The organism is Sphingobium aromaticiconvertens (assembly GCF_037154075.1).
Taxonomy (GTDB): domain Bacteria; phylum Pseudomonadota; class Alphaproteobacteria; order Sphingomonadales; family Sphingomonadaceae; genus Sphingobium; species Sphingobium aromaticiconvertens.
The window spans coordinates 2,716,505-2,741,341 of the sequence record NZ_JBANRJ010000001.1; the positions used below are offsets into that span (position 1 = coordinate 2,716,505).

24 protein-coding genes, 1 tRNA gene and 3 pseudogenes are annotated in these 24,837 nt (G+C 61.2%); 8 read left to right on the forward strand and 20 right to left on the reverse strand.

Annotated features, from left to right (window positions below; all coding sequences use genetic code 11):
- Positions 1-18: 18 nt before the first annotated feature.
- A protein-coding gene (locus tag WFR25_RS13030; RefSeq protein WP_336967452.1) for an IS3 family transposase occupies positions 19-1,382 on the forward strand; the annotation gives its coding sequence in 2 pieces (ribosomal slippage) (positions 19-366 and positions 369-1,382; 1,362 coding nt in all).
- A 73-nt stretch (positions 1,383-1,455) separates the two neighbouring features.
- Here the strand turns inward: WFR25_RS13030 and WFR25_RS13040 are convergent.
- The 6 genes and pseudogenes from WFR25_RS13040 to WFR25_RS13065 form a co-directional block, all read right to left on the reverse strand.
- Positions 1,456-2,495 (reverse strand): annotated as a pseudogene (locus WFR25_RS13040) (TraB/VirB10 family protein); the annotation flags it as partial.
- Positions 2,492-3,280, reverse strand: a complete 789-nt coding sequence (locus WFR25_RS13045; protein ID WP_336971411.1) for a type-F conjugative transfer system secretin TraK — start codon at positions 3,278-3,280, stop codon at positions 2,492-2,494. The gene WFR25_RS13045 and the pseudogene WFR25_RS13040, both read right to left, overlap by 4 nt.
- Positions 3,267-3,902 carry a TraE/TraK family type IV conjugative transfer system protein gene (locus tag WFR25_RS13050; RefSeq protein WP_336971413.1) on the reverse strand — a complete coding sequence of 212 codons (636 nt, stop codon included), beginning with the start codon at positions 3,900-3,902 and terminating at the stop codon, positions 3,267-3,269. Before WFR25_RS13050 ends, WFR25_RS13045 begins: the two co-directional genes overlap by 14 nt.
- A gap of 8 nt (positions 3,903-3,910) precedes the next feature.
- Positions 3,911-4,177 (reverse strand): type IV conjugative transfer system protein TraL, encoded by a 267-nt coding sequence (locus WFR25_RS13055; RefSeq protein ID WP_336971415.1) that lies wholly within the window; start codon positions 4,175-4,177, stop codon positions 3,911-3,913.
- A gap of 120 nt (positions 4,178-4,297) precedes the next feature.
- On the reverse strand, positions 4,298-4,612 hold the full coding sequence (locus WFR25_RS13060; RefSeq protein WP_336971416.1) for a hypothetical protein: 315 nt from the start codon (positions 4,610-4,612) through the stop codon (positions 4,298-4,300).
- A 191-nt stretch (positions 4,613-4,803) separates the two neighbouring features.
- Positions 4,804-5,586 (reverse strand): DsbC family protein, encoded by a 783-nt coding sequence (locus tag WFR25_RS13065; protein ID WP_336971417.1) that lies wholly within the window; start codon positions 5,584-5,586, stop codon positions 4,804-4,806.
- Positions 5,587-5,639: 53 nt separating this feature from the next.
- Between WFR25_RS13065 and WFR25_RS13070 the strand changes: the two genes are divergently transcribed.
- The 7 genes from WFR25_RS13070 to WFR25_RS13100 all read left to right on the forward strand — a co-directional run bounded on the left by WFR25_RS13070 (position 5,640) and on the right by WFR25_RS13100 (position 10,583).
- A complete protein-coding gene (locus tag WFR25_RS13070; protein ID WP_336971418.1) occupies positions 5,640-6,176 on the forward strand; it encodes a hypothetical protein in 537 nt (178 codons plus the stop codon).
- Between the two features lie 16 nt (positions 6,177-6,192).
- Positions 6,193-6,591, forward strand: coding sequence for a hypothetical protein (locus WFR25_RS13075; RefSeq protein ID WP_336971420.1), 399 nt, complete (start codon positions 6,193-6,195; stop codon positions 6,589-6,591).
- Between the two features lie 183 nt (positions 6,592-6,774).
- A complete protein-coding gene (locus WFR25_RS13080; protein ID WP_336971422.1) occupies positions 6,775-7,191 on the forward strand; it encodes a helix-turn-helix domain-containing protein in 417 nt (138 codons plus the stop codon).
- A gap of 9 nt (positions 7,192-7,200) precedes the next feature.
- Entirely contained in the window at positions 7,201-7,848 is a 648-nt protein-coding gene (locus tag WFR25_RS13085; protein WP_336971423.1) for a GntR family transcriptional regulator, read from the forward strand.
- 121 nt (positions 7,849-7,969) lie between these two features.
- A complete protein-coding gene (locus WFR25_RS13090) occupies positions 7,970-8,104 on the forward strand; it encodes a benenodin family lasso peptide (protein ID WP_336971426.1) in 135 nt (44 codons plus the stop codon).
- Between the two features lie 65 nt (positions 8,105-8,169).
- Positions 8,170-8,823 carry a lasso peptide biosynthesis B2 protein gene (locus tag WFR25_RS13095; protein WP_336971427.1) on the forward strand — a complete coding sequence of 218 codons (654 nt, stop codon included), beginning with the start codon at positions 8,170-8,172 and terminating at the stop codon, positions 8,821-8,823.
- Between the two features lie 29 nt (positions 8,824-8,852).
- Entirely contained in the window at positions 8,853-10,583 is a 1,731-nt protein-coding gene (locus tag WFR25_RS13100) for an asparagine synthase-related protein (protein WP_336971428.1), read from the forward strand.
- A 26-nt stretch (positions 10,584-10,609) separates the two neighbouring features.
- Here the strand turns inward: WFR25_RS13100 and WFR25_RS13105 are convergent, their stop codons facing one another.
- The 14 genes and pseudogenes from WFR25_RS13105 to WFR25_RS13170 all read right to left on the reverse strand — a co-directional run bounded on the left by WFR25_RS13105 (position 10,610) and on the right by WFR25_RS13170 (position 24,745).
- Complete coding sequence (locus WFR25_RS13105) at positions 10,610-12,787, reverse strand: Atxe2 family lasso peptide isopeptidase (RefSeq protein WP_336971431.1); 2,178 nt, start codon at positions 12,785-12,787, stop codon at positions 10,610-10,612.
- Positions 12,781-13,248: a hypothetical protein gene (locus tag WFR25_RS13110; RefSeq protein WP_336971432.1), complete on the reverse strand. Its 468-nt coding sequence runs from the start codon at positions 13,246-13,248 to the stop codon at positions 12,781-12,783. Before WFR25_RS13110 ends, WFR25_RS13105 begins: the two co-directional genes overlap by 7 nt.
- A gap of 32 nt (positions 13,249-13,280) precedes the next feature.
- A complete protein-coding gene (gene istB, locus WFR25_RS13115; protein ID WP_336968219.1) occupies positions 13,281-14,063 on the reverse strand; it encodes an IS21-like element helper ATPase IstB in 783 nt (260 codons plus the stop codon).
- Positions 14,053-15,243 (reverse strand): annotated as a pseudogene (gene istA, locus WFR25_RS13120) (IS21 family transposase); the annotation flags it as partial. The pseudogene istA (WFR25_RS13120) and the gene istB (WFR25_RS13115), both read right to left, overlap by 11 nt.
- Positions 15,244-15,322: 79 nt before the next feature.
- A complete protein-coding gene (istB, locus tag WFR25_RS13125) occupies positions 15,323-16,183 on the reverse strand; it encodes an IS21-like element helper ATPase IstB (protein ID WP_336971434.1) in 861 nt (286 codons plus the stop codon).
- Positions 16,180-17,439, reverse strand: a complete 1,260-nt coding sequence (istA, locus tag WFR25_RS13130) for an IS21 family transposase (protein WP_336971437.1) — start codon at positions 17,437-17,439, stop codon at positions 16,180-16,182. The genes istB (WFR25_RS13125) and istA (WFR25_RS13130) overlap by 4 nt, the downstream gene beginning before the upstream one ends.
- Before the next feature lie 152 nt (positions 17,440-17,591).
- Positions 17,592-17,924 (reverse strand): annotated as a pseudogene (locus WFR25_RS13135) (sigma factor-like helix-turn-helix DNA-binding protein); the annotation flags it as partial.
- A gap of 90 nt (positions 17,925-18,014) precedes the next feature.
- Positions 18,015-18,326 (reverse strand): DUF6602 domain-containing protein, encoded by a 312-nt coding sequence (locus tag WFR25_RS13140; protein ID WP_336971439.1) that lies wholly within the window; start codon positions 18,324-18,326, stop codon positions 18,015-18,017.
- Between the two features lie 475 nt (positions 18,327-18,801).
- Positions 18,802-18,877: transfer RNA gene (locus WFR25_RS13145), tRNA-Lys, on the reverse strand.
- 123 nt (positions 18,878-19,000) lie between these two features.
- Positions 19,001-20,113, reverse strand: coding sequence for a rod shape-determining protein RodA (gene rodA, locus WFR25_RS13150; protein WP_336971442.1), 1,113 nt, complete (start codon positions 20,111-20,113; stop codon positions 19,001-19,003).
- Positions 20,110-22,224: a penicillin-binding protein 2 gene (gene mrdA / locus WFR25_RS13155; RefSeq protein ID WP_336971444.1), complete on the reverse strand. Its 2,115-nt coding sequence runs from the start codon at positions 22,222-22,224 to the stop codon at positions 20,110-20,112. Before mrdA ends, rodA begins: the two co-directional genes overlap by 4 nt.
- The gene (gene mreD / locus WFR25_RS13160) at positions 22,221-22,748 is read right to left on the reverse strand and encodes a rod shape-determining protein MreD (RefSeq protein WP_336971445.1); all 528 of its coding nucleotides are present in this window, start codon (positions 22,746-22,748) and stop codon (positions 22,221-22,223) included. Before mreD ends, mrdA begins: the two co-directional genes overlap by 4 nt.
- Positions 22,745-23,665, reverse strand: a complete 921-nt coding sequence (gene mreC / locus WFR25_RS13165) for a rod shape-determining protein MreC (protein WP_336971447.1) — start codon at positions 23,663-23,665, stop codon at positions 22,745-22,747. The genes mreD and mreC overlap by 4 nt, the downstream gene beginning before the upstream one ends.
- Positions 23,666-23,698: 33 nt before the next feature.
- Positions 23,699-24,745, reverse strand: a complete 1,047-nt coding sequence (locus tag WFR25_RS13170; RefSeq protein ID WP_336971449.1) for a rod shape-determining protein — start codon at positions 24,743-24,745, stop codon at positions 23,699-23,701.
- Positions 24,746-24,837: the final 92 nt, after the last annotated feature.

Below are 24,837 nucleotides of genomic sequence, written 5' to 3' on the forward strand. Positions count from 1 at the left end.
AGTGACGAAGGAACGAAGATGAAGCCCAAACCCTCCTTGAAAAATTCGCCGACAAAGGCCCCTGCTGAGCGTGTTGTGAAGGATATCCGGCGGCAGACCCGGCGCCATTTCTCAGCCGAAGACAAGATCCGTATTGTGCTGGACGGTCTGCGCGGCGAGGACAGCATCGCCGAGTTGTGCCGCAAGGAAGGCATTGCCCAAAGCCTGTATTACACCTGGTCGAAGGAGTTCATGGAAGCGGGCAAGCGGCGCCTGGCCGGTGACACCGCCCGTGCTGCGACCACTGGCGAGGTGCAGGATCTGCGCCGCGAGGCCCGTGCCCTGAAGGAATGCGTGGCCGACCTGACGCTGGAAAACCGCCTGCTTAAAAAAAGCATGATCGCGGATGGGGGCGACGACGAATGAGGTATCCCGCATCCGAAAAGCTCGAGATCATCCGGATCGTCGAGCAGTCGCACCTGCCCGCCAAGCACACGCTGGACAAACTCGGCATCCCCCGCCGGACGTTCTACCGCTGGTACGATCGCTTCGTCGAAGGCGGGCCGGAGGCGCTGGAAGATCGGCCATCGGCGCCGAGTCGGGTGTGGAACCGCATCGGCGACGATATCCAGGGCCAGATCGTCGAGATGGCGCTGGATTACAGCGAGCTGTCACCGCGCGAACTGGCGGTGCGCTTCACCGACGAGAAGCGCTACTTCGTGTCGGAGGCCACCGTTTACCGCCTGTTGAAGGCCCACGATCTGATTACCAGTCCGGCCTATGTGGTGATCAAGGCCGCCGATCGCTTCCATACCCAGACCACGCGTCCGAACGAGATGTGGCAGACCGATTTTACCTACTTCAAGATCATCGGGTGGGGCTGGATGTACCTGTCGACCGTGCTCGACGACTTCTCGCGCTACATTATCGCCTGGAAACTGTGCACCAACATGCGCGCCGAGGATGTCACCGACACGCTGGACCTGGCCCTTAAGGCTTCCGGCTGCGACAGCGCCACCGTGCTGCACAAGCCCAGGCTGCTCAGCGATAACGGCCCCAGCTACATCGCGGGCGAACTGGCGGAATACATCGATGCCCAGAAGATGAGCCATGTACGCGGCGCTCCGATGCACCCCCAGACCCAAGGCAAGATCGAGCGCTGGCACCAAACCCTGAAAAACCGCATCCTGCTGGAAAACTACTTCCTGCCCGGCGACCTTGAGGCCCAGATCGAGGCCTTCGTCGAGCATTACAACAACCAGCGTTACCACGAGAGCCTGAACAACGTGACGCCCGCCGACGCCTACCTCGGCAGGGCTCCCGCCATCATCAAACAGCGCGAAAGGATCAAGCGAAAGACCATCGAATATCGGCGCTTGCAACACCGCAGGCTCGCCGCTTAACATCAACCCCAAGACGAGGCCCGCACTCCGCTAATTTACGACGCGACGTGTGCCAAATGTTCTGACGACGGACAGTTCGCGCCAGCGCAGCGCCCGCACGGGTGACGACCTTGCCGGAGAGCCCCTTCTTCCCGTCCGTGTCGACGAAGAAACCCTTCACGGCCTGATCGACCACCGAATGCTCATCGAAATCGACGCAGGACAGCGAGACGAGCTGGATCTCGACACGCTCTTTCGCGAGGCTGCCGGTGGCGTTGCCGACGACGAAGCAGCCCGACAGATTGGCTTTGACATCATTGGGGAGCACGGCTGGCGCCTGCACGCGGGCGATGATCGGTTCGGGATTGCTGGTCGCGTCCCGGCTGGCCAGCGCGTCGATCCCGGTCAGGAGGCGTGCCCGCATAAAACCAGGCGGCAAATAAATCGTCCGACTCTTTTTTTCGAATCCGAACCCGCGCCGCCAGCACCGTCCTTGGGCACAATGGGCGTCGTGGCCTGGCCGATCGCGCCGACGACTTTCTCGACCGGCGGCGCCGGCGGGGCGGGCGGTCCGGATGGCGGCACCGGCGGGACCGGCAGGCTACCCTCGGCGCTTCCAATTTCCGAAGGTGAGGGCGGTACCGGCAAATCGGGCGGACTGCCGGGCAGGGCGGGCGGCAAGGGACCACCATCCGCATCGGCGCCCGGCGCCGCATGCGGGATGATCGGTGTCTTGCCTTCCTCGATCGCGGTGATGCGATCCCCAAGGAGATTTTGCCCGTCGAGCACCTTCTTGAGGTCGCCGCGCAGCTTCAGCTCCAAACTGTCGCCACGCAGTCCCGCACCCATGTCGAGCTTGGATGTGGTCGGCGCGGTCGCGACCGGCGTGTCGGCACCGCTTGCCGAATAGAGCCCATAGCCCAGGACACTGATCGCGGCGGCGACGCCGAACTGCTGCGCGCGAAGTTTCTGGCGCGAGCTCAACGCATCCCAGCGCGCGCGAAAATCGATGAGCTTCGCGGCGGTTTCCGGCTCGCCATGCTCCCCGGCCGCCTGTTCCGCGAGGCGGGCCTGATAGCGGCTCGCCTCGATCGGAGCGCCCTGGCTCTGCGGATCGTCCCGTTCGCCGCTCATTGCACCGCTCCCCGGCGCACAACGACCAGACGAGCGGTGTCGCCGGCATGGAGGTCGGTATGATCCAGCGTGACCGCGAAGATGTTCGCGCCAAGCGCAGAGACGAGGAAGGCCCGTTCGTCGAGCCGCGTTTCGGCGGACACGCGAACCAGATATTCGCTGGCGGAGAGGCCGGCGCCGTCGATCGCGATCCTGCGGCGTTCGTGCAGCGAGGCCGCAGGCAGCGACGCGAGGACGAAATCCCGAGCGGCCGGCGCCACCTCGGAGAAACTCTCGGGCACGCGGTCCTGCAGCAGGGAAAGCGTGATCGAGACCGCGCGCTCCTCCTCGACCAGGGGGCCGAGAAGATCGGCATTGGCCCGCGCGCGCTGTGCAGCGCCCGGCGCCAGGATCACGGTCTGGGCGGGAATATCCGAAGGCTCGGCATAGAGCGGATAGACCGCACCATTGCAGTTGATAAAAAACTCGGACGCCGCTGTTGCATAGGTCCGGGTGGGAACGCCCTCGCTGTCCACCTCCTTCACCAAGAACTTGATCCACGCGTCCGAACCGCTGCGTTCGACGGCGATCGCCTTCTCGGCGGAGAATTTGACATCCTCGATTTCGCCGCCCTGGCAGACGACATGATTGATGTCGCGGTTGGAAAGGCGGATGCTGCTGGTCTGGTCGGGCAAGGCCGTGATCGACTGGGCCTGCGCCTGGGCCGAGATGGCGGCGGCGAAAGCCAGGATCGCAGCTGCCTGGACGCAGACGCGCGTTGGGGTGGCCGGATCACCGATCGGCATCGAAATTCTCCTCATGCAACGAGGTCAGCCAGAAGCGGCCATTCTCGATGGTGAAGCCGATCCGCAGATTCCCGCGGAACTTGCGGATGACGCCGCCGATCACGCGCACCTTTTCGACAGGCACGAGGATGTCGGCGTTGGTGGTCATCACCGGCTGGTCGGGGCGGATATAGGTGGCGATCGACAGTGTCGGATTGTCCGAAAGCTCGTCGAGAATGCCGTTCAGGCTGTCACGCAGGGCATTATAGGCTGACGGATGGGCGATCCCCAGCAGCTCCTGGAACTGCCGATCCGCCGAATAGGCCGAATAGGTACCCGCAAGGCTCACGATGTTGCGGGTCATCATCCGCAGATATTCGGGCGACGGGCTGTTCCCGGTGACGTAGAGATCGCCACCCGCACCAAAGGGCACGACAACCGTTCGCTGGTTCTGGTTGGACGTGTAGATGACGATGCCGAGCACCGCGGTCACGCCGAACAGGCCGATGATCGCGAATTTGAGGAGCCGGTTCTCTTCGAACAGGTTCGCCGACCCTTGAAGGTAGCGGTGAATTCCCCAGCTCGCGGGCTTCCCCAGCAGCGGGTCGGCCTGCGACTTCGCCCAAGCTTTCAGAAATGCCATGGCTCACCTCACTCGTAGAAGCGGGTCTGGGTCGGACCCGGATAGTGACGGAAGCGAAGCAGGCCCCAGCGCCAGGCGAGATGCGGGATGAACCCGCGCGGCTTCGTGCGCTTCCAGGGAATGAAAAGGAGAAGAGCGCCGATGAGCATCCACCCGATCACTCCGCCCACGATGACCGCGACGAAGATGGTCGACATGACCAATATGAACTCGTCGGAGGCGAACCAGAGGATCTGGACGGGCCGATGGAGATATTGGGGCAGACGTTCATCCAACGCTCTTCTCCTCCTGCTTCACAGACACCCCGGCCGAGCCGGGTGTCGGTTCCCGAGCCCCAAGGGGCGGGCTCGGCTGGGAGACCCGGGCGGGCGCGAGCCCGCGCCCGGGCCAAAGGCTCAGATCACCATCCCGAAGGTCTGGAGGATCGTGTCCGATTTGATGAGGCAGACCGCGGCGACGATCGTTGGGATGCCGATCATCACGTTCGAAAACAGCCGCGATACGCCGAAGAGGAAGGCCGCGACGCCGGCGACAAAGCCCAACGGGCCCTTGACGCCCTTGTTCACGACGATGTCGTAGATGTCGTAGCCGAGGTCGCCAACGGCCGGCGCCGTGAACGCGTGTGCGCCACCGCTCATCGCCGCGAACAACGCCAAAGGGACGCCGATATTCGCGACCGAGACAGCCTGCTTACCGATTTTCCTGATCATCTTCCTATCACTCCGCTTGTCGGGGAGCCGTCCGGAACCGTGCTTGGCCGCTCAACGAGAGATCGGTGGCGGCCGGCGGCGGCGTTGGACGGCCCCCCAGGGGAGCTCGCAGCCGTCGGCATTCCGGTCCGCGCGGCCCCCGTTGGAGAGGCTCTGCGTGGCCGCCAGAAATCACATGTGGTTCGATGCCGTCAGTGGCTCGGCCCCTTGCCAGGCTTCTGCTGGTCGAGGAACTCTTCGAGCTCGCCCTGCTGAAAGCCCGAGATGAGCTTGCCATCAGCGATCAGCGTCGGTGTGCCGCTGATTCCGATCTTTCGGACAACCTCGGCATCGGCCTCGACCTTCGTTCGGCCGGCCATGCATTTATGAAGCTGCTTGGGAGCGGCGCCGGCGTAGATCGCCTTGAATTCGGCCAGCTTGTCCGGCGAGCAAAGGATATGCTCCGCCTTGGCCGCAGCCTCCGGGTGGATGCCACTCACGAAATAGACCAGCCGCCGGACGGGCTTGCCTTCGGCTTCCTTCACCGCCCAGAACTTCTCGAGCGCGCGGCAATAGGGGCAGTCGGGATCGGTGAACTCGATCACCGTTGGAGCGGTCTCCGGCCCGATGACGAGCGCTTTTGCCGGATCGATGTCGCCAAGCTTCTTCCGGGCGCCCGCATCCTGGGCAAGCGCGGTCAGATTGACTCCGTTCTTGTCATAGACTGCGGCGAACAGGATATGCTCGCTCTCCGGCGCATAATAGATGACCTTGCCGCCAGCGATCGCCTGATAGATCGGACCCTTTACGGGCGAGGGCCCGAAATCGTCGAACCGCAGGTTGGTGAACGTCTGGTGGAGCTGCTCCTCGGCCGCCTTGGCGGCCTTGCTGAGAGTTTCCGACGGGTTGTCGGAAGGTTGCGCCAGCGACGAGCCTGGAAGACTGCTCGCGAGGATCGCCGCAAGCGACAGAGACAAGATCGAGCTGCTCTTCATGGCCGCACACTCCCCGGCTGCGACGCAGGCCGGACCAGGATGGTCCTCTCGATGTGAACCGCACTTCCAATTGGTACGAGACCCGGTTGGAGCCGGTTGTCATCGAACTGCGGAAGAGTCACGATCGCAAAGCCGCCATCGTGAGGCCTGACCTCGGCGCGCTGCGGCGTTACATCGGCGCGGATCTCTACAGCCGGCCGATGAGCCGCGGTGTTTCCGGCCAGAAGCATGGCTGCAGCGATGGCGCCCGTTCGTTTGGAGGCATGAAACATAACGCGCAATACTCCCTGTTCGAAGAACCGCTCTCGCGGCGCTCCGTTGTCGATGTGCGGTTCAGGCTTGGAGCTTGGGCATGTCGGGCCACGCTCGCCGCACCCCATCGGGCTGAGCAACGTGATGACCGAACGCTCCCACGATCGACAAGAGGGCAGGGCACTACAGAGCCGGTCGGGGTACTGTGGAGCCGAAATCGGCACTACAGAGCCGGTAGCGGCACTCAAGTGCCGAAAAATCTCATTGCGGGCGGTTCACATGGTGCCCACTTCGCCGCAACCATCGTCTTAGCAGAAGGACAAGAGGCGATTCGCTGATCGGGGAATCAGTGCGATGCAGACATCGAGAACGTACAAATTGTTGCTCTCCGATCAGGGAATAGACCTGTTTCTCGGCTGTCATTGCCGATTGGCCCATCTCGTCCGCGCGTTCATTCCCTACGGTGTAACGTTAGCGGCCGCAGTTACTTTTCTGGAAAGCCTGGATCCAAGCGAGATAGCCGCCGAAGTCGAGACAAGAAAGTTCGTTCGCAGCTGTGGGACTCAGGTCCACTTTGTCGGATCGTCGGCCCGACTCACGGAGTCTATGTCGAAAATCAAGGAAAAACTGAGCAATTCGAGCGAGTTCGGATCGCTTCCCTCCGTGGGAAAGCTCTACGTCGTTGCGCTGATTTCGCTGGAAGCCGCAGAGGATCGACAACTGATGGATGCCTATCACAGGGCCGTACGGTAACGGCTTTTGCGTGGGGGCGCCCGGCCGATGCACCATTTTCCAGGGGATATGAATGGTTAAACTCGGTCCGCTTTCTCTCTCATTTTGGGAATTGTTGGATTTGACCGGCTGCGTACAACGCACCAGCTTCCTCATCGTCGGGTCACGCATGGGAGCTTTTGGGCGTTTCAGGGAGTCCTGGACATGCCCCTTCAAAGCAATACCGGACTGCGTGATCCAGAGCTGCTGGAGCAGATCAAGCTGCTGTCCGGCAAAGCCATCGAGGAGCGGCGCAGACATGCACGCACGACGCAGGAACAACTGGCCCGGCGCACCGGGATCGGCACTCGGTGGATTCGGGAGATCGAAGCCGGTAATCCCAGATCATCGATCGATCATCACATAAAATGCGCGACAGCGCTCGGACTCCCAATCTCTTATCTGCTCATTCCCCTGCTCTTCATGGAGAAAGAGATGAACTTCCCTGTTGCATTCCTCGTGGATAATTTCGCCGGCCTCCAGGAACGTGCCATCAAGTGTATCGGCGACTTCTATATAGAGACGCTCGCGCGTCAGGTCCGCCCCGATCGTGACATGACCCAAGCCCAGCCTGGTGCCTGAGGCTCTTGCGTGTCGCCCGAACCCGTCACTGCGGAGCGGACATATCAACGTCTAAAGCTCGATATCATGTCAGGGCGCTTCCGGCCCGGTGCTCTCGTTGTTTCCCAGATGGTTGCGGAGGAGTTTGGCACCAGTATTTCCCCGGTTCGTGATTCCATGCAACGCTTGGTCGGCGAACGCCTGCTTGGCCATCACGAGGGCGGAGGCTTTGAAATTCCCGCGGTGACCGCCGAAGGCCTTCGCGATCTTCATATCTGGCATGGTCAGGTAGTCCGCCTTGCCGTCAAGGAGGGTAAGCCCGCCGCATTGCCGCAAAATTTGCTCGCGGGACTCGAGGAACTCGATCCCGAGGATTCTTACCGGATCGTGCAGAAGACGACGGATCTGTTCCAGCAGCTAGGAAAAGCATCCACCAACTCTGAACATGGCCCGACGATTGCCGCAATCAGCGACCGGCTGTTTGCGTTTCGACTCCACGAGCATGGGTTGAAGGATCGCAAGGCAGAGCTGATCAGGATCTGGAATGTGATCGTTTCGGGTCAGGATTCGACCGCGCGTGAGGTCCTATGGGCCTACCATCGGCGACGAATCCGCCGCGTCGATACCCTGTTACGTGCCTTCTACGCTGCCAAAGGCGCGCAAAACCAACGGTTATGACGTTATGCCCGGACATCCGCCTTATTTGCTCCCAAGATGAGCACTTATAAGCTCGGGTATATGCGTCCTCACCGGTAGCCTCTCCCCTGTCGCAACACTGCGGCAATTCATGGAGGTTGATATGGAACGCGAAGAAATGACGACCGACGCCGATTTCATCGATCTGGGCCAAGCCAGCCAGCTCACCGAAGGCAACGGCGACAATGGCGGAGACACGAACGGGAAGCAGCTGCTGGGCGGGCTCTCCGACGACTAACGACGATGGTGCGCGGTCGTGAGGTCGCGCACCACTTCGTGGGAGATGAGCCTGTGGGATTTGCCATGTCTCAGACGGTCAGCTTCGCACTGGTCGATGACCAACCGGTGTTCCTGGATCTGGCCAATGACAGGTATCTGCGCCTGAACCAGACTCAGGAACGCGCATTCCTGTCCCTGCTGTCCGATCGTCTCCACCAACAGAAGCATGGCCAGGCGATCGCCCAATTAGTGGCAGGAGGCCTTCTTCTTCCGGTCGGTTCTCATGAGAAACCGATGGCTTGCGCGGCATTGCCTTTACCATCCTCAAGCCTTTTAGAAGGCCCACTGCCAGGGGCAGGCTTAGGGCTGATCGCAAGTGCCCTGCTTCAGCTGCGTAGAACGAGAGGCGACCTCAGACGCGAGTCCTTGCACGCCGTGATCGAGCGCCTGCGGCACAAGAAGAGCAGGGGCTTTGGCCTAGATGCGGACGCAGCTCGCCTTCTAGCCATCGTGGCGGCCTTCGAACGGACAAAACTTTACCTCTCTTCCTACCGTCAATGCTTGCCGCGCTCACTGGCGATGGCCATGCACCTTGCGCATGCGGGGATTTCAGCTGACCTTGTGATCGGCGTCGCCACAAAACCGTTCCGTGCTCATTGCTGGGTTCAGCATGCCGACATCGTCCTGAATGACCGTCTGGAAAGGGTTCGGAACTTCACTCCGATCCTTGTCGCGTGAATGGGGTTCGCTTCATCGCTATAATCCCCGTGGCGGACGACTATGACGCCGATCACGTCGATGCGGTTTTCGCCGCCGCTCGGGCGGCGCTGGTTGGCGCAAGGACCTTCGAGGCCTACCGGCTTCAAGTCGTCAGTACCGGACCGGCCATCATCGCTCCAAAAGAAGACGCTGATCTGCTCATCTTGGGCAAGATCTTCGCCGGGCTGGGCGAACGTCCCGTGGCGAACTTATCGCCCGGTGCGAACCTTGCTATTGCCGGGTCGGCGGGTAGCTGGCTTACTGGTCAATTCTGGGGGCAATATGTTGCCTTCCTGTCAGATCCCTACAGGCACCGCGTTCACATCATCCGTGATCCGACCGGGGCGGTGCCCTGCTACTATGTGGAAAACAACGGAACAGTTTATGCCGCGTCTGACGTCGATATACTTTCGCGTTGCGGGCTGCTCCACCGCGAAATCGACTGGGTCGAGATTGCCCGCACGTTGATTGCTGATCAACTTCGTCCCGCTTCGACAGCGTTGGTCGGCCTCCGCGAACTTCTCGCGGGAGAGCGTATGACCGTCGACCGAGATGGCGCGGCAGTTGATCAAATCTGGTCGCCCTGGTCCTTTGCTGCGCGTGACAAGCAAATATTGGACGAACAGGAAGCCGTAGATGCAGTGAGGGCGACGGCGCTCGGCTGTGTCCGCTCATTGGCCAGCTCATACGAGAAGATTCTCCTTAGCCTGTCTGGGGGACTGGACTCCTCCATAGTCGCTGCGTGCCTGAAGGAAGCTGGTGCAAACTTCGAATGCCTGACGATGGCTACGCTGGAGCCTGCCGGCGACGAGCGACATCATGCAGGTGTCGTCGCCAATGCAACCGGCTCGCGCCTGCACATTGCCTACGAACAGGCCGATCTTGTGAATCTCACAGCCTGCGCCGGACATTATCTGCCGCGGCCAATTGCACGCGCCTTCGCGCAATCGGGTGACCACGCGCACAGCGTCTTGGCCGACGAGCATGGTCTTGACGCCTATTTTGGTGGCGCGGGCGGCGATAATGTTTTCTGCTTCCTCCAATCGGCCGCACCCGTGGCCGACCGACTCCTCGATGGCGAATTGGCCGGCGCTTGGAGCACCGCTGCCCATATCTCGGAGCTTGCCGAGGTGAACGCGATCAGGGTTTATGCAAAAGCTATCGAGCGAGCGTGGCTTCGCCGACGGGGCTATCGCTGGCCGCTCGATACCTCCTTTGTGAATCCCTCGGCGTCGGCGGACCTGGGAATGGCTGCCGACCATCCCTGGCTTCACGCGCCTGCAGCCGCGCGTCCGGGAAAGGCAGGCCATATTGCCTCGATCATGAAAATCCAGAACCATTTGGAAGGTTTTCCGCGGGAGCTGGTGAGGCCTATCATTTCACCCTTGCTCGCTCAGCCGCTGATGGAGGTGTGCCTTCGGATACCAAGCTGGATGTGGTGTGAAGGGGGGCGGGATCGCGCCATTGCTCGCCGCGCATTCGAAGGGCTGCTGCCCCGTGCAATCCTCGACCGGAGGCAGAAGGGCACCCCGGACGGCTTCATTGCACGACTATATGATGAGAAGCGGCTTGCCATTCGCGACATGCTCACCGACGGGGCGTTGGCTGAGCAGGGTCTGATAGATCTGGACGCGATCGTGAAGACCGTCTCCACCGCCGCGCCAGCGACCGGTATCGCTTTTTTCCGCATTATGGCCTTGGTAGATGTCGAAATGTGGGTTCAATCACAGCTGGATTAGTTATCTGCGGCATCGACACCAAGGCATCACGGTCCCTTGGGCGCGCTATATGCTGTCGCGCGCAGTTGATCCCACCGAGCATATTGCGCGGCTAGGCCAGGCTCCGACGAGCGCTCGTTCTTCAGCCAGTATTCGAACCAGCGGACATTGCGCTGGTAGATTGCGAGACGGTGCGCCGGCTGGGACTTGATATGATATTCGTCCGGGAACACGAACATCTCCACGGGCTGTTTAGCGTCTTTCAGCCGGGCGTAGGTTTCGAGCGCCAGAATGAACTCATGCCCGGCGACCTGCATCAAGAGCGGGACATTTATCTGCTTGGCATTCGCCGCGATCGAAAAACCTCTCCAAAATGCCGGGTCTGCTTGCGTCAACGAGGGGTAACCGAATGAACGAAGCTCATTGTACCAAGCCGTGCCTCCGTAAATGGCCGTCGAAGTCTCATCCATACAGCAGGTTGAAACCGAAGCGGCCGTGAAAAAGCCCGGGGCATTGACCAGTCCGAATTGCACCGTAGTCGCGCCGTCACTGAGCCCGGTTATGCCAATCCTGTTTGGATCAGCGATCCCGCGAGCGACGACCAGTTTTACTCCTTCGATGACGGTCGAGAGATGGCTCCAGCGGTCCCGCCACCCTTTGACATTCTCGGCCTCGGCGTCCTCCCAACGTTTCCAACCCTGGTCGGGCAGAGACTCGTAGAAGAAGGGTGGGCTTTGTACGCTCAGCACCGCGAAGCCCCGCTCTGCGAAAAGGTAGATAGGATATTCGTCACCGACGCCGCCACGCAGGAAACCGCGGGATATATATTGGACAACGATCAGCGGGATTTTATCGCCCGGTTTATATCCAGGTGGCAATATGAGATCGCCGAACGATTCAAAACCATATTGATTGCGCCAATGGAGACGCTGAACGCGGCCTCGCCGGAACGCCGCGAAGCCGGGATTGGGATCATAGATACGGGTAACTTTTCCGCTCTGCGGATTAATGGTCACCAACTCTCGCGGTTGTGCGGCGCCTTCTCTTGTGCAGAGGAGCTTAGACCCAACCGGAGTGCAGCCCATGAGGAGATCATCGGTCACGAGTTCGCGAATGGGAGCCCTGCCAGGATTCCACCGGTAGAGAGTGAGCTGACTGTACCCCCAGCCTTCGCGCTTCAGGAAAACGAGGTCCTTGCCGAACCACCAAAGGTCCTCGATACCACGCAACTGACCTTGGCAATTTACATCTGGGCATCGCAGGCTAGTGCCGTCCGCCGATCGGACCCAAAGGTCCGCGATACTCATCAAATGATCGGGTTTTCGCCGCTCGGTCCAGGCTATCGCTCCGGCCGGGCCGCGAACAAATTTGAGGGCATTTCTGGGCCGGCCATTGGCAACAGAGCCATCGAGAAGCGCCTGTTCTGACGGGGAGGCAATGGAGATTTCTCCACTGCCCAACTTGACCGCATAATAGTCCCTCGTCGTCGGGGCGGCAGGAAGGGGCGTTGCTCCGTCCAGCGGCACCAGATGATCATCATACAAAAATCCATCTTTCGCCGCCGCCGCAATTCTGGTTTTCTCCCGTTCAAGCGAGGTTGCGGTCATGAAAACGATCGACGTTCCGTCGGTTGTCCATGCGAGATCCTCAATGTCTGAAGCCAAGCTGAGCAGCGTCCTCGAGGCGCTGCCGTCGGTCCGAACCAGCCACGCACCCGTGACGCCGCCTGTGCGTTTCAGATAAGCAAGCCACTGCCCGTCGGGCGACCATTTGGGGGATATGACGGCCGGCGCCCCGGTGATCGTCTGGTTTCCGCGTATCTCGGTGCTGGCCGGGATATATTCTCCGCCGGTATCAAGGAGCCTTGGCTGACCTGCCCTGTCAAGCGCGAGGACAACCAAGGCCTGGCAATAGAGGTTCGTGACTGGATCTGCCCTCGTAATTACGAAGGCTGCCCTTTTCCTGTCGGGGGAGATACCCATCGGGCTCGCTTTTGCGAAGCCGGTGTAGAAGCCGATATCCCGCAAGCGCACGAGATCATCCGCCGATATTGATCGCGGCTTGGCCCGTGGCGCGAGTTTTTCCGCTACAACGCCTGCACACGCTTCAGCCTTTAGATCACCACGCTGAACGGTTTCGGCAGCCCATGATGGCGGACATATTGTCGCCGCGGCGGCGAATATCACCGCTGCGGCACAAGTCAGGAGACTGGGCGTGCTTACCACTTCTTAGAAACCGTGAAGCTTAAGACCCTGCCAAAAGCCGAAAAGTTCGTCGAATCATAGGGCGACTCGTACATCTGTGTCGTTTTGATGAGGCTCGGATGGGTATCGAGTATGTTCTGCACGGAGAGGGCGACGTCGATGCCGCTGAACAGGCGGCTGTCCGACTGAAACGCATATCGCGCATTAAGATCGACCGTCGTCATCGAGCCGATGTGAACGGTCGGATCATTTCGCACGTCCTTGAGCGATCCGGTATAGTTTACATAGGCCGAGGCGATCAGCGCCCCGCCTTCTACGACGGCGCCCGCCCTTCCCCTGAAATGGGGCGGGTTGAAGATCGCACCAGCGAGCGCGACCGTCGGCTGAAGCGGGCTGAGCTTCTGATCGCTTTTGAGATAGGTGCCGGACGTGTTGATTGCCGTTGAGAAGTGACCCGGGGTTTTCATCGAGAAGTGACCCACCTTGCGATTATGTTTCGGATGTCACCGTTGGGTCAAGATGAGGTTTTCTCCTTTCGCGCTGTGGGCTGCTGAGCAGAGCTGTTTTTGAACCGGAAGCTGTCGTTGCCGGTTTCAAGGATGTGGCAGTGATGGGTCAGCCGATCGAGCAGCGCTGTGGTCATCTTGGCATCACCGAACACGGTGGCCCATTCACTGAAGCTGAGGTTGGTGGTGATGATGACGCTGGTGCGCTCGTAAAGTTTGCTGAGCAGATGGAACAGCAATGCACCGCCTGAGGCGCTGAACGGCAGATAGCCGAGCTCATCGAGGATCACGAGATCGGCGTGGGCGAGCCTTCCGGCGACCTGGCCTGCCTTGCCCTGGGCCTTCTCCTGTTCGAGCGCATTAACCAACTCGACGGTGGAGAAGAACCGCACCCGTTTTCGATGATGCTCGATGGCCTGAACGCCCAGCGCTGTCGCGATGTGGGTCTTGCCGGTGCCGGGGCCGCCGACCAGCACGATGTTGTCGGCAACGTCGATAAACTCACAGCGGTGAAGCTGGCGCACCAGCGCTTCGTTGATCTCACTGCTGGCGAAGTCGAAGCCTGCCAGGTCGCGATAGGCCGGGAACCGCGCAGCCTTGAGTTGATAGGATACCGATCGCACCTCTCGTTCAGCAGTCTCCGCCTTCAGGAGCTGGGACAGGATCGGGATGGCGGCATCGAACGCCGGTGCACCCTGTTCCATGAGATCGGTAACGGCCTGCGCCATGCCGTGCATCTTGAGGCTGCGCAGCATGACGATAATAGCGCCGCTGGCGGGATCATGACGCATGGCGGCTCTCCCGACGCAGAGCGTCATAGCGCTCGACATTGGCCATCGGCTCGCTGACCAGTCTCAGCGCCTGTGGCGCCGTGACCGGCGGCGTTGTCAGCGGCTTGCCGTCGAGCAGACGGTGCAGGAGGTTGAGGATATGGGTCTTGGTTGGAACGCCCCCCTCCAACGCCATCGTGACGGCCGTCAGCACGGTCTGCTCGTCATGATGCAGCACCAGGGCCAGGATCTCGACCATCTCCCTGTCACCGCCAGGAGACCGCAACAGATGCCGCTGCAGCCGCTGGAAGGGATCAGGCAGTTCAAGGAACGGCGCCCCATTGCGCAGGGCACCTGGCTTGCGCTGCACCACCGCCAGATAATGGCGCCAGTCATAGACGGTGCGCCCCGGCCCATCGTGGGATCGTTCGATGATACGCTGGTGTTCGCACAGCAACTGTCCCTCGGCGACCACCAGGAAGCGGTCGGGATAGACGCGCAGGCTGACGGGGCGGTTGGCGAACGACGCCGGCACGCTGTAGCGGTTGCGCTCGAGATGGACGAGGCAGGTCGGTGAGACCCGCTTGCCATACTCGACAAAGCCATCGAACGCCCTGCCTGTCGGCATCAGGCTCGCCACCTCATCCGCCCAGGCATCAGCGACAGACCCGGGCTCGATTCCGTGCGGAATATCCTGCCATAGCGCCTTGCAGCGCTCCTCCAGCCAGATGTTCAAAGCGTCGAGGCTCTGAGTCTGGGGGACAGGCTGCCACAGGCGATGCCGTGCATCCTGCACGTTCTTCTCGACCTGGCCCTTCTCCCACCCAGCGGCCGGATTACAGAACTCGGCCTCGAACAGATAATGGCTCACCATCGTCAGGAAGCGGGCGTTGACGGTCCGGCTCTTGCCGCGCCCGACCTTGTCGACGGCAGTCCTCATGTTGTCGTAGATGCCGCGTCGCGGCACGCCGCCCAGCACGCGGAACGCATGATTATGGGCGTCGAACAGCATCTCGTGGGTCTGCAGTAGATAGGCCCGCACAAAGAAGGCGCGACTGTAGCTGAGCTTGAAGTGCGCGACCTGCAGCTTGGTGCGCACGCCATCGATGATCGCCCAGTCCTCGCTCCAGTCGAACTGGAACGCCTCACCCGGTGCGAAGGACAACGGCACGAAGGTGCCTCTGCCGCTCATCTGCTGCTGGTGTCAACGGGCACCGAAGTTTCCCTAAAAGTGGGCGCCTAAAATTCCCTGCTTTGGCTGGGCGGATTGATGTCGGTGATCAGCCGTACGCTTGATCGGATGGCGCCTTTAATGGTGGCCGCCCGCGCCGTTTCGGCGTTGGCGGCGGGTTGATGGGAGAGCTTGATCTGCTGTGCTCGGGTAGAAGGTCGGCATGCTGGCGCATGCGGTAGCTGGAGCCTTCGATTTGGACGACGACGGCATGGTGGAGCAGCCGATCGAGCAGAGCGGTGGCGACGACGGGATCGCCGAACACGTCGCCCCATTCGGCAAAGCCGCGATTCGATGTGAGGATCATCGCGCCTTTTTCATATCGCGCGTTGACCAGCTGGAAGAACAGATTGCCGCCACCCGGCGTGACCGGGAGGTAACCGATCTCGTCGACCACAAGCAGCGACGAGCGGCACAGGAACCGGATCTTCTCGCGCAGCACGCCTTCGCGCTCGGCCTTGGCGAGGATCGCGACCAAGTCGGCGAGCGGGATGAAGTAGACACTTTTGCCGGCGCGGACCGCCTCGACCGCGAGCGCGGTGGCGAGATGGCTTTTGCCGGTGCCGGGCGGGCCGAGCAGATGGACGACCTCGGCGCGGTTGATGAAGTCGAGCCCGGCGAGCGCCATGACGCGGCCCCGATCGAGCGACGGCTGGAACGAGAAGTCAAAGCCCGCCAGCGTCTTGAGGATCGGCAACCGCGCCATCCGCAGCGCCGCCTTGATTCGGCGGTTCTCGCGCAGGGACAGTTCCTCGGTGAGAAGATCGTCGATCGCCTCGATGCCGTCGATCTCGCCGCGCTCGATCCGCCGTAGCGTAGCATCGAGCATCTCGAGTGCGCGCGGCATCTTCAACCCGACCAGGCTGTGACGGATATTATCGACCCGCGATGCGCTGCTGGTGAGCGTCATGGCCGGCCTCCGATCGCGAGCTGGGCGCCGATCGCCTGATAAATGTCCAGCGGCCTCGTCGGCACATGGTCGCCGATCCGTCCGATGGTGATTCCGGCCGCGCTCATTGTCTTGCGCCTGCCGCTGCCGCCAGTGCGGTGGCTGCGATCGATGCGGTATTGCTTGCGGCCCTCGATAACGGGATGTTCGGCGACGACAGTACCGAGGTCGAGGATCCGGATCATGTCCGGCAGTTGTTGCACCTCGACCACGCGCCTAGTCCGGTCAGGTACGCTGTAATAGTTGCCGCCGATCGCGACGAACCCGTCATGGCTGACCCGCCGCTCGAGCTTGAGCACGGCGTCGAACCGATGTTCAGGCAGGGTCTGCAACTCGCCCTGCTCGGCAGCAAAGGCCTCAGCGATCACTTGCTGGGTGGTGCCATGGACGCGCACATTGGCGACCGTGTCGAGCCAGTCGATCAGCTGCGCGTTCAGATCCTCCAGATTGCGGAAGCGGCGCCCGACGAAGAAGTCCTGGCGGATGTAGCGGAACGGTCGCTCAACCTTGCCCTTCGTTTTGGCCCGGTATGGTCGACAAGCGCGCGGCTGGAAGCGGTAATGCCGCGCCAGCGCCAGCAGCGAGCGATTGTAGACGATATGCCCCTGATCGTCTTCGCCGGTTACTGCGGTCTTCATCCGGTCGTACAGGATCTCGATCGGCACCCCACCGAGCGCGTCGAACGCCTGCATATGGCACCGCAGCAGCGTCTGCAGATCCTGATGCAGCACATAGCGGGCGAACAGGAACCGCGAGTGTCCCAGCACCAGGCTGAACAGCCATACGATCCGCGTCGTGCCGGGATCGTCGGCGAAGTCGACCACGAACCGCGCAAAGTCCACTTGCGCCTGGACGCCCGCCGGCGTCTCAAACCGCACCTCGTAGGGCCTGGGCCCATTCTCGGGCCGGATCGCGGCGAGGTAACGCTTCACCGCGGTATAGGCGCCGACATAGCCGAGTTCGCGGATCTCGCGGGTCAGTCGCGCGGCGCTGAGCTCGGGATATGCGGTTACCCGCTCGCGCAGGAAGTCGAGATACGGTGCCAGCTTGCTCGGCCGCCCAACGCTACGCGGACCATAGGCCGGTGCCTCGATACCGCGCTCGATATATTTGCGGACGGTCTTCGGGTCACGCCCCGTCCGCCGCGCAATCGCGGTGATCGGGACACCCTGTCGGTGCAGCTCCAGAATCATCATCAGTTCTCCAAGTCGGACCATCGACACCGCCTCCCCGCAATGCGGAGATGGCATGGATGTCGGCGAAGCCCATTTTGCCGGGGCTAGCCCCGGCAAAATGGGCCGGCGGGTCAGCCAACCAGGGAATTTTCAAAGCCCACTATTGCGGAGAATTACACGCCCACTGACAGCTGGCGGCGATAATCATCACGCCAGTCCCGGGCAAAGGCCGCGACACGGCCATAGGAACCGTCAAAGCCGAGGCTCACCAGATCGGCATACAACTGCTTGACCGTGCGCTTCTGCTTGCGCGGACGGCCCATCTCCCGCCTCAGCCAGGCTGTCAGCCGCTCGACGAACGGGTCCAGCTTGCTCGGTCGCTCCGGCACCTTGAACTGCGGCTCGATCGTGTCCGACCGCAGATATTTACGAACGGTGTTGCGGGAAAGACCGGTGCGCCTGGCTATCTCCCGGATCGATAGATGATCGCGGTAATGCCACCGCCGGATAACGCTCAATAATGCCATGTCCAACACTCCATGGTCCCCCGCTCGTCAAAGCCAGGGACGTGTTCAAACATGGGTCACTTCTCAGTGGAAATTACTGGCTTCCCCGGGTCACTTCTCAACGGCAATCAACAGGCAGGCTTCTAACGGGAAAATACCCGCGTCGCGGATCAGGACGGGCGGAAGCACGCGCCGATCGGCGACGACGACGTCGATCTGGTTCGAGGTCCCGCCATAGGCCGAAACGACTTCTCCCGAACCGATGACACACCCGGGCGGCAGCAGCGGTTCGAGCAGTTCGCGCACAACTAGCTCGCGCAGTTGGCCCTTGAGGCCCTTGTGATTGATCTTCTGAATAGCGCCGGCCGCTGCGACCGCGATCGCGGCGCGATTGACGATCAGAGATTGGAAGGCGGGGTGCACGAGCGATCCCTTCTTTGGTCGGTAAAACCCACTTCGGAAGCTTGAAGACTCCAAATTCAACAATAAGCATAGGTGCAATCTGGGCATTGCTATCTCGCAATGAGGCCGCGCCCCTACCGTTATTTTAGAAAATCAGATGAATATATGGCAGCTTATACGTTTCAGCGCTTCTCAAGCGGACTTACCGGACTGTCCGACGTTGAAGACACAACAGCAGCGTCAAATCAGACCCTGCGCACGTCCGCTATTGGGAACGCGAAAAATCTCCTGAGCATCCGTGAAGAGTCGTTGATAGCGCCGACACGACTCTCCAGCATTCTGCATGGAGCAGTATCATGCCGTCCCAACTCGCCTCATCCTGTCTTAGCGCATGTTATCCGACCCAAATGTGGCCAAATCTGTGGCCAAAAATAAAAAGGGGAGGGTGAGGAAGTTCCGCAGGTGGCATCTAAGTGATTGATTTTACTAGAGATTTTGGTGGACGCACTTGGGCTCGAACCAAGGACCCGCTGATTAAGAGTCAGCTGCTCTACCAACTGAGCTATGCGTCCACTGCCTGGCTTGCTGGTCCGTTTCCGGACACTCACCGTGGCGAGGCGCGTCAATTAGCATCGTCGTCCGGCTTTGCAATCATTAAATCGCCTGCGTGACGATTTTTTCGCAAGGTATTGATTTTATCCCCAATTTCCGCGGTTTTGGCCGCGACGATTGGAGCGGTCGATGGACATCACGATGCCGATGCACAGCATCACGGTCAGCATTGAGGAACCGCCATAGGACATGAAGGGCAAAGGAATGCCGACGACCGGCGCCAGCCCCATGACCATCATCAGGTTGATGGCGACATAGAAGAAAACGGTGGTGATAAGGCCAGCGGCCGTCAGGCGGGCGAACTTGTCGGTTGTCCGCATGGCAACGCGAATCCCCCAGCGAAACAGGATACAAAATGCCAGGATCAGCAGGACCCCGCCGACCAGCCCCCATTCCTCCGCCATGGTCGCAAATACGAAATCGGTATGCCCCTCTGGCAGATAGTCGAGGTGGCTTTGTGTTCCGTTGAGGAAGCCCTTGCCAAACACGCCGCCCGACCCGATCGCGATCTTCGATTGGCTGATATGATAGCCCGCGCCCAGCGGATCGCTTTCGGGGTCCATGAAGATCAACACGCGCTTTTGCTGATAATCGTGCAGGAAGCTGAAGGCGATGGGGATAATGGCGGCCAGGGTGAGGCCCGTTCCAATGAACAGGCGTAACGGCAAGCCAGCGAGGAACATGACCGTGACTCCGCCCGCAGCGATCATGGTCGCGGTGCCCAGATCCGGCTGGATCAGCACTAGCGCCCATGGCACGCCGATTAGCGCCAATGCGGGCCAGATGGCGTTCCATCGCCGAATCTCGCCCACGGGCAGCATCGCGTAAAAGCGGGCGACGGCGAGCACGATGGCGGGCTTCATGAATTCGGAGGGCTGTAATTGCATGAAGCCCAGATTGATCCAGCGCTGGCTCCCGCCGGCTACGCCGCCGATCAACTCAACCAGCACCAGCGCGATAAGGATGGCGGCATAGGCTGGGAAGGCGAACCGCGCGAAGGTGTCGACGGATATGCGGCTGAGGGTCAGCGCCATCGCGGAAAAGACGCAGAAGCGGATAGCCTGATTTGCTGCCCAGGGGAAAATGCTGCCCGTTGCTGCGCTATAGAGCACGATCGTGCCGAACCCGGCGATCGCCAGCAACAAGGCCATGACGCGCCATGGATAGTCCGCCAGGGCGGGAGGAACCATGCTCATTGCGTCGTCGCTCCACTGGTCGCCGGGACGGGAGGGAGTGGCGCATCGTCGACACTGTCTGTGGCATTTGCGGCGGACGGGGCCGGGCGCGCGGCTTGCGTTGCGTTGGCAGAGGGGGGGGTGGTGTTTTCGCTCGCGTTTTCGGCATCGGGAAGGAACTCACCTTTCTCCGCCGCCTTGGCGCGCCGAAAGGCGTCCATTTGCTTGGACGCACGTTGGGCAGGCGTTCCGCCCCAGCCCTCTTCCAGTTTGACCAGCTTTTCCATCGCCTTTTGTGGGTCGAACAGGAAGGACAGCGTGTCGCTGGCGATCATCGGCGCATCTTCTATCCGGTTCGTATGACCGCCATGCTCGATGATGCAGGCGATGGCGTAGCGCGGATTGTCGAACGGGGCGAAGCCCTGAAACAGGGCATGATCGCGCAGCTTGAAGGGGAGGGAGGCGTTGCCGCGCACACCGCCCCCACGCTCCGCCATGGTAATGCGGCGGACCTGCGCGGTGCCGGTCTTGCCCGCGAGTTGGACGCCGGGAATGCTCATCCGCGCCGCGCCACCGGTGCCGCCGCCATTGACCACCGCATTCATCGCGTCCCGGATCACCGTCAGATGTTCGTCCGAAGCGCCGATCGTGCCGGGTTCCGTTCGCTTGGTACCGAATATGAAATTGGGCATCAATATTCGGCCAGTCGCCAGCCGTGCCGCCATCACCGCCATCTGGAGCGGATTGATGAGCATATAGCCCTGGCCGATCGTTGCATTGACCGTGTCATAGACTTGCCACGACTGATCATATTTTTTTTGTTTCCAGGCGGGGTCAGGCACCGTGCCATAGCTCTGGCTGGGAAAAGGCAGATCGAATTTCTGCCCCATGCCGCATAGCCGGGCCATGCGGGCGATTCGGTCCATACCGACGCGCTGGGCCATCTGGTAGAAATAAATATCGCAGCTTTGCGCAATGGCGCCGCGCATGTTGAGCGCGCCATGGCCGCGCCGCTTGTGGCAGTGAAACAGGGTATTGCCGACCCGTATCGCGCCGCCGCAGCTAATGGTTTCCTGCGGGCCGACACCCGCCTCCAGCAGCGCCAGCGCCACCATGGGCTTGACCGTTGAACCGGGCGGAAAAAGGCCTTGTAGTACCTTGTTGCGAAGGGGGACATGGTCGTCCTTCGACAGCATTTCCCATTCCATATGGCTTATGCCATCGGAAAAACTGTTGGGGTCGAAGCTGGGCATCGAGGCCATCGCCAGCACGTCCCCATTGTGACAGTCCAGAACGACCACCGCGCCGCTCTGCGTCGCCAGCCGCCGTCCGGCATATTCCTGCAACCCCGCGTCGATGGTCAGCTTGATGCTGTTTCCCGGCGTGTCGGGGCGGGTCGTGAGTTCCCGCACGATCTTGCCACGCGCCGTCACCTCAACCCGCTTGGCACCGGGCTTGCCGGTCAGATGCTGGTCGAAAGCCCGTTCCAGTCCGTCCTTGCCGACCTTGAAACCGGGGGTGATGAGCAGGGGGTCCTTGCGGGCCTCATATTCCTTGGCATTGGCCGTGCCGACATAGCCCAGAAGATGGCCCACTGCCGCGCCAGCGGGATAATAGCGCGAAAACCCCTGTGCCGGCGCGACGCCGGGCAGATCAGGCAGGCGCACGCTGACGGCTGCGTATTGGTCGTAGGTCAGGTTCTCGGCGACCTGTACTGGGCGAAATCCAGCGGCTTTGCCCAGATCATCCCTGATCCGGTCAACCTCATCCGTCGGCAGGTTCAACAATTTTGCCAGCGCGCCAATCGTTGCCTCGGCATCACGGACGCGGTCGGGGATCAAATCGATGCGGAAATCGGTGCGATTATTGGCCAGCGGGCGCCCGTTGCGATCGACGATCCAGCCGCGCCGGGGCGGGATCAGCGTCAGATTAACGCGATTGCTCTCAGACAATAGCTGATATTTCTCGTTTTCCGCAACGCTGATCCAGCCCATCCGCGCGGCCAGCATTAATCCCACGCCACCCTGTATGCCGCCCAAAACCATGGCGCGTCGGGTGAAGGTGAAGGATTGGCTGGCTTCGGTAACGGTCTTGCCACCGGATAGTCGGCGGCCCGGCTTGGAAAATTTCATGCCATCACGCGCCAGCGGTCGATCCAGGCGCATTGCCGGGCGACGAAAGGAAATAATAATATCGTCCAGCCCATTTGCGGCACTACCAGCATCCAATGTATTGCGCCACCGCCGGTTATCCGCGCGAAGAACAGGCCACCGGTCAGGCAGATTATAATGGCCAGACCCGCGATTAGCCAGTCCTGCCAATAATCGCGCCACAAAAGGCGCTGTTCTATGACATCGATGCAAATCAATGTGACGGTCCACAGGAACATGGCGGAGCCAAGTGGCTGGCCACTCATGAGATCATCGAACAGTCCCAGCGGCGCGCCAATCCATGTGCGCCACAGTTCGGGGCGCAGTAGCCGCCATGCCAAAAGGATCAGCAGGCCCAGCGGCGGCAGGATGGGTGATTGCGCGATGATCGGCAACGTGGTCAGCATCGACCCGAGCATGACCGTCAGCACTGGTGTACCCTCCAGTCGCCAGCGGGACGGATGATGCCCCAGGCGCGGCACATGCTGCATCCGCCGATCGATCATGGAGTTGCCGCGTTTTCAGCAGGGGTGGGAAGGGCTTCGCCCGCTGGCGATGCGCCCGGTTCGGGGCGTGTCACGGCCTGTTCGAACGGACGCTCAACCACGACAGCCTCGACCTTGGCGGGGTTGGCGAGGGGCACGGCGAAGGCGATCTCGCCCTGTACGCGCACGATGACCGCGACGGGGATATTGGGCTGATAGATGCCGCCAATGCCAGATGTGACAACCAGATCGCCTGGCTTGAAGGGGTTCTGGCCTGCTGACAGGGCGCGTACCTCAACCGAACCGTCGCCCATGCCAGTGGAAATGGCCGGGATATTGTCGCTGGCGCGCCGTACCGGCACGATATTGTTGGTGTCAGTTAGCAGCAGTACGTCGGCACTGTTGGCGCCAGCGGTGAAGATGCGCCCGACCAGTCCCTCCGGCGCGCGCACAGGCATGCCCGGCATGGCACCTTGCGACCGCCCCGCGTTCAGCCGCGCAAAGCGGCGGGTGCTGCTGGCCGATGAACTGATGAGACGGGCGGCGACCACTTCGCTGCCATCCTCATCCACCAGCTTCAGCAGCTTTTTCAGGCGCAGATTTTCCTGCGCGATGGCCTTGGCCTCGATAATGCGGTTACGGTCGGATTCGACCTGACGGCGCAACGCGACATTTTGCGATCCCGCGCGCCAGAAGGCGGCAATGCGTTCGTCGATCGTGCCGACACCGCTCACCATGCTTTTGAGGCCGGCCGATACGGGCCGGGTAATTTCCGCCGTGCCCGATCGTATCGCCGAAAAGCCAGTCGGGTCGAAGATCGCGACGACAACCATCAACAAGCCGATGGCGGCGCCCGACATCGCCAGCACATAGCTGGCGAAAAGACCATATTGCGCCTTCCGGTTATAGCCGGGGCGTCGGCTGGCAGGCCGCGCCATCGCTTCCCTTTCCCTAAGGGTCTAGAACCTTGATTATGCGGTCTGGAGCACGCCCCGGAACATTGGATCTTCCATGGCGCGACCTGTGCCGATCGCGACGCAGGTCAGCGGATCTTCGGCAATCGTGACCGGCAGGCCGGTTTCATCGCGCAATTCGTCGTCCAGCCCCTTCAGCAGCGCACCACCGCCGGTCAGGACGATGCCCTGATCGACAATATCGGCGGCGAGTTCGGGCGCGGTATTTTCCAATGCGATCCGCACGCCCTCAACGATCGTGCTGATCGGTTCGGCCAGCGCATCGGCGATTTGGCCCTGATTGATGGAGATTTCCTTGGGCACGCCGTTCACCAGGTCGCGACCCTTGATATGGATCGTTTCGCCCACGCCGTCTTCGGGGGGCTGGGCGACGCCGAACTGCTTCTTGATCCGCTCCGCCGTGGCTTCGCCGATCAGCAGATTGTGGTGACGGCGGACGAAGGAGACGATGGCCTCGTCCATCTTGTCGCCGCCGACGCGGACGGAGGTGGTGTAGGCAAGGCCGCGGAGCGAGAGGACCGCAACTTCGGTCGTGCCGCCGCCAATATCGACCACCATCGACCCGATCGGTTCGGTCACCGGCATGTCGGCGCCGATCGCGGCGGCCATCGGCTCTTCGATCAGGAACACCTGGCTGGCGCCGGCATTGCTGGCGGCGTCGCGGATCGCGCGGCGCTCGACACTGGTTGAGCCGCTGGGTACGCAGATCACGATTTCAGGGAAGCGCCAGGGGCGCGACTTGCCGCCATGTACTTTGGTGATAAAATGCTTGATCATCTGTTCGGCGACGTCGATGTCGGCGATCACGCCATCGCGCAACGGACGGATCGCTTCGATCGAAGCGGGGGTCTTGCCCATCATCAGCTTCGCGTCGTCACCGACGGCCTTTACCCGCTTCACGCCGTTCAGCGTCTCGACCGCGACGACTGACGGTTCATTAAGGACGATACCGCGTCCCCGTACATAGACCACGGTATTGGCCGTACCGAGATCGATGGCCATATCCTGCGACGAAAATTTGAAGAGACGCGAAAAGATCGACATGCCTTATCCTGTTCAGCCTTCTGCCCCCCGAGGACCAAGGGGTCGAACATCTACTCATGTTTCCGGCGCGCCCTGGCAAGCCAGTTCTCTTG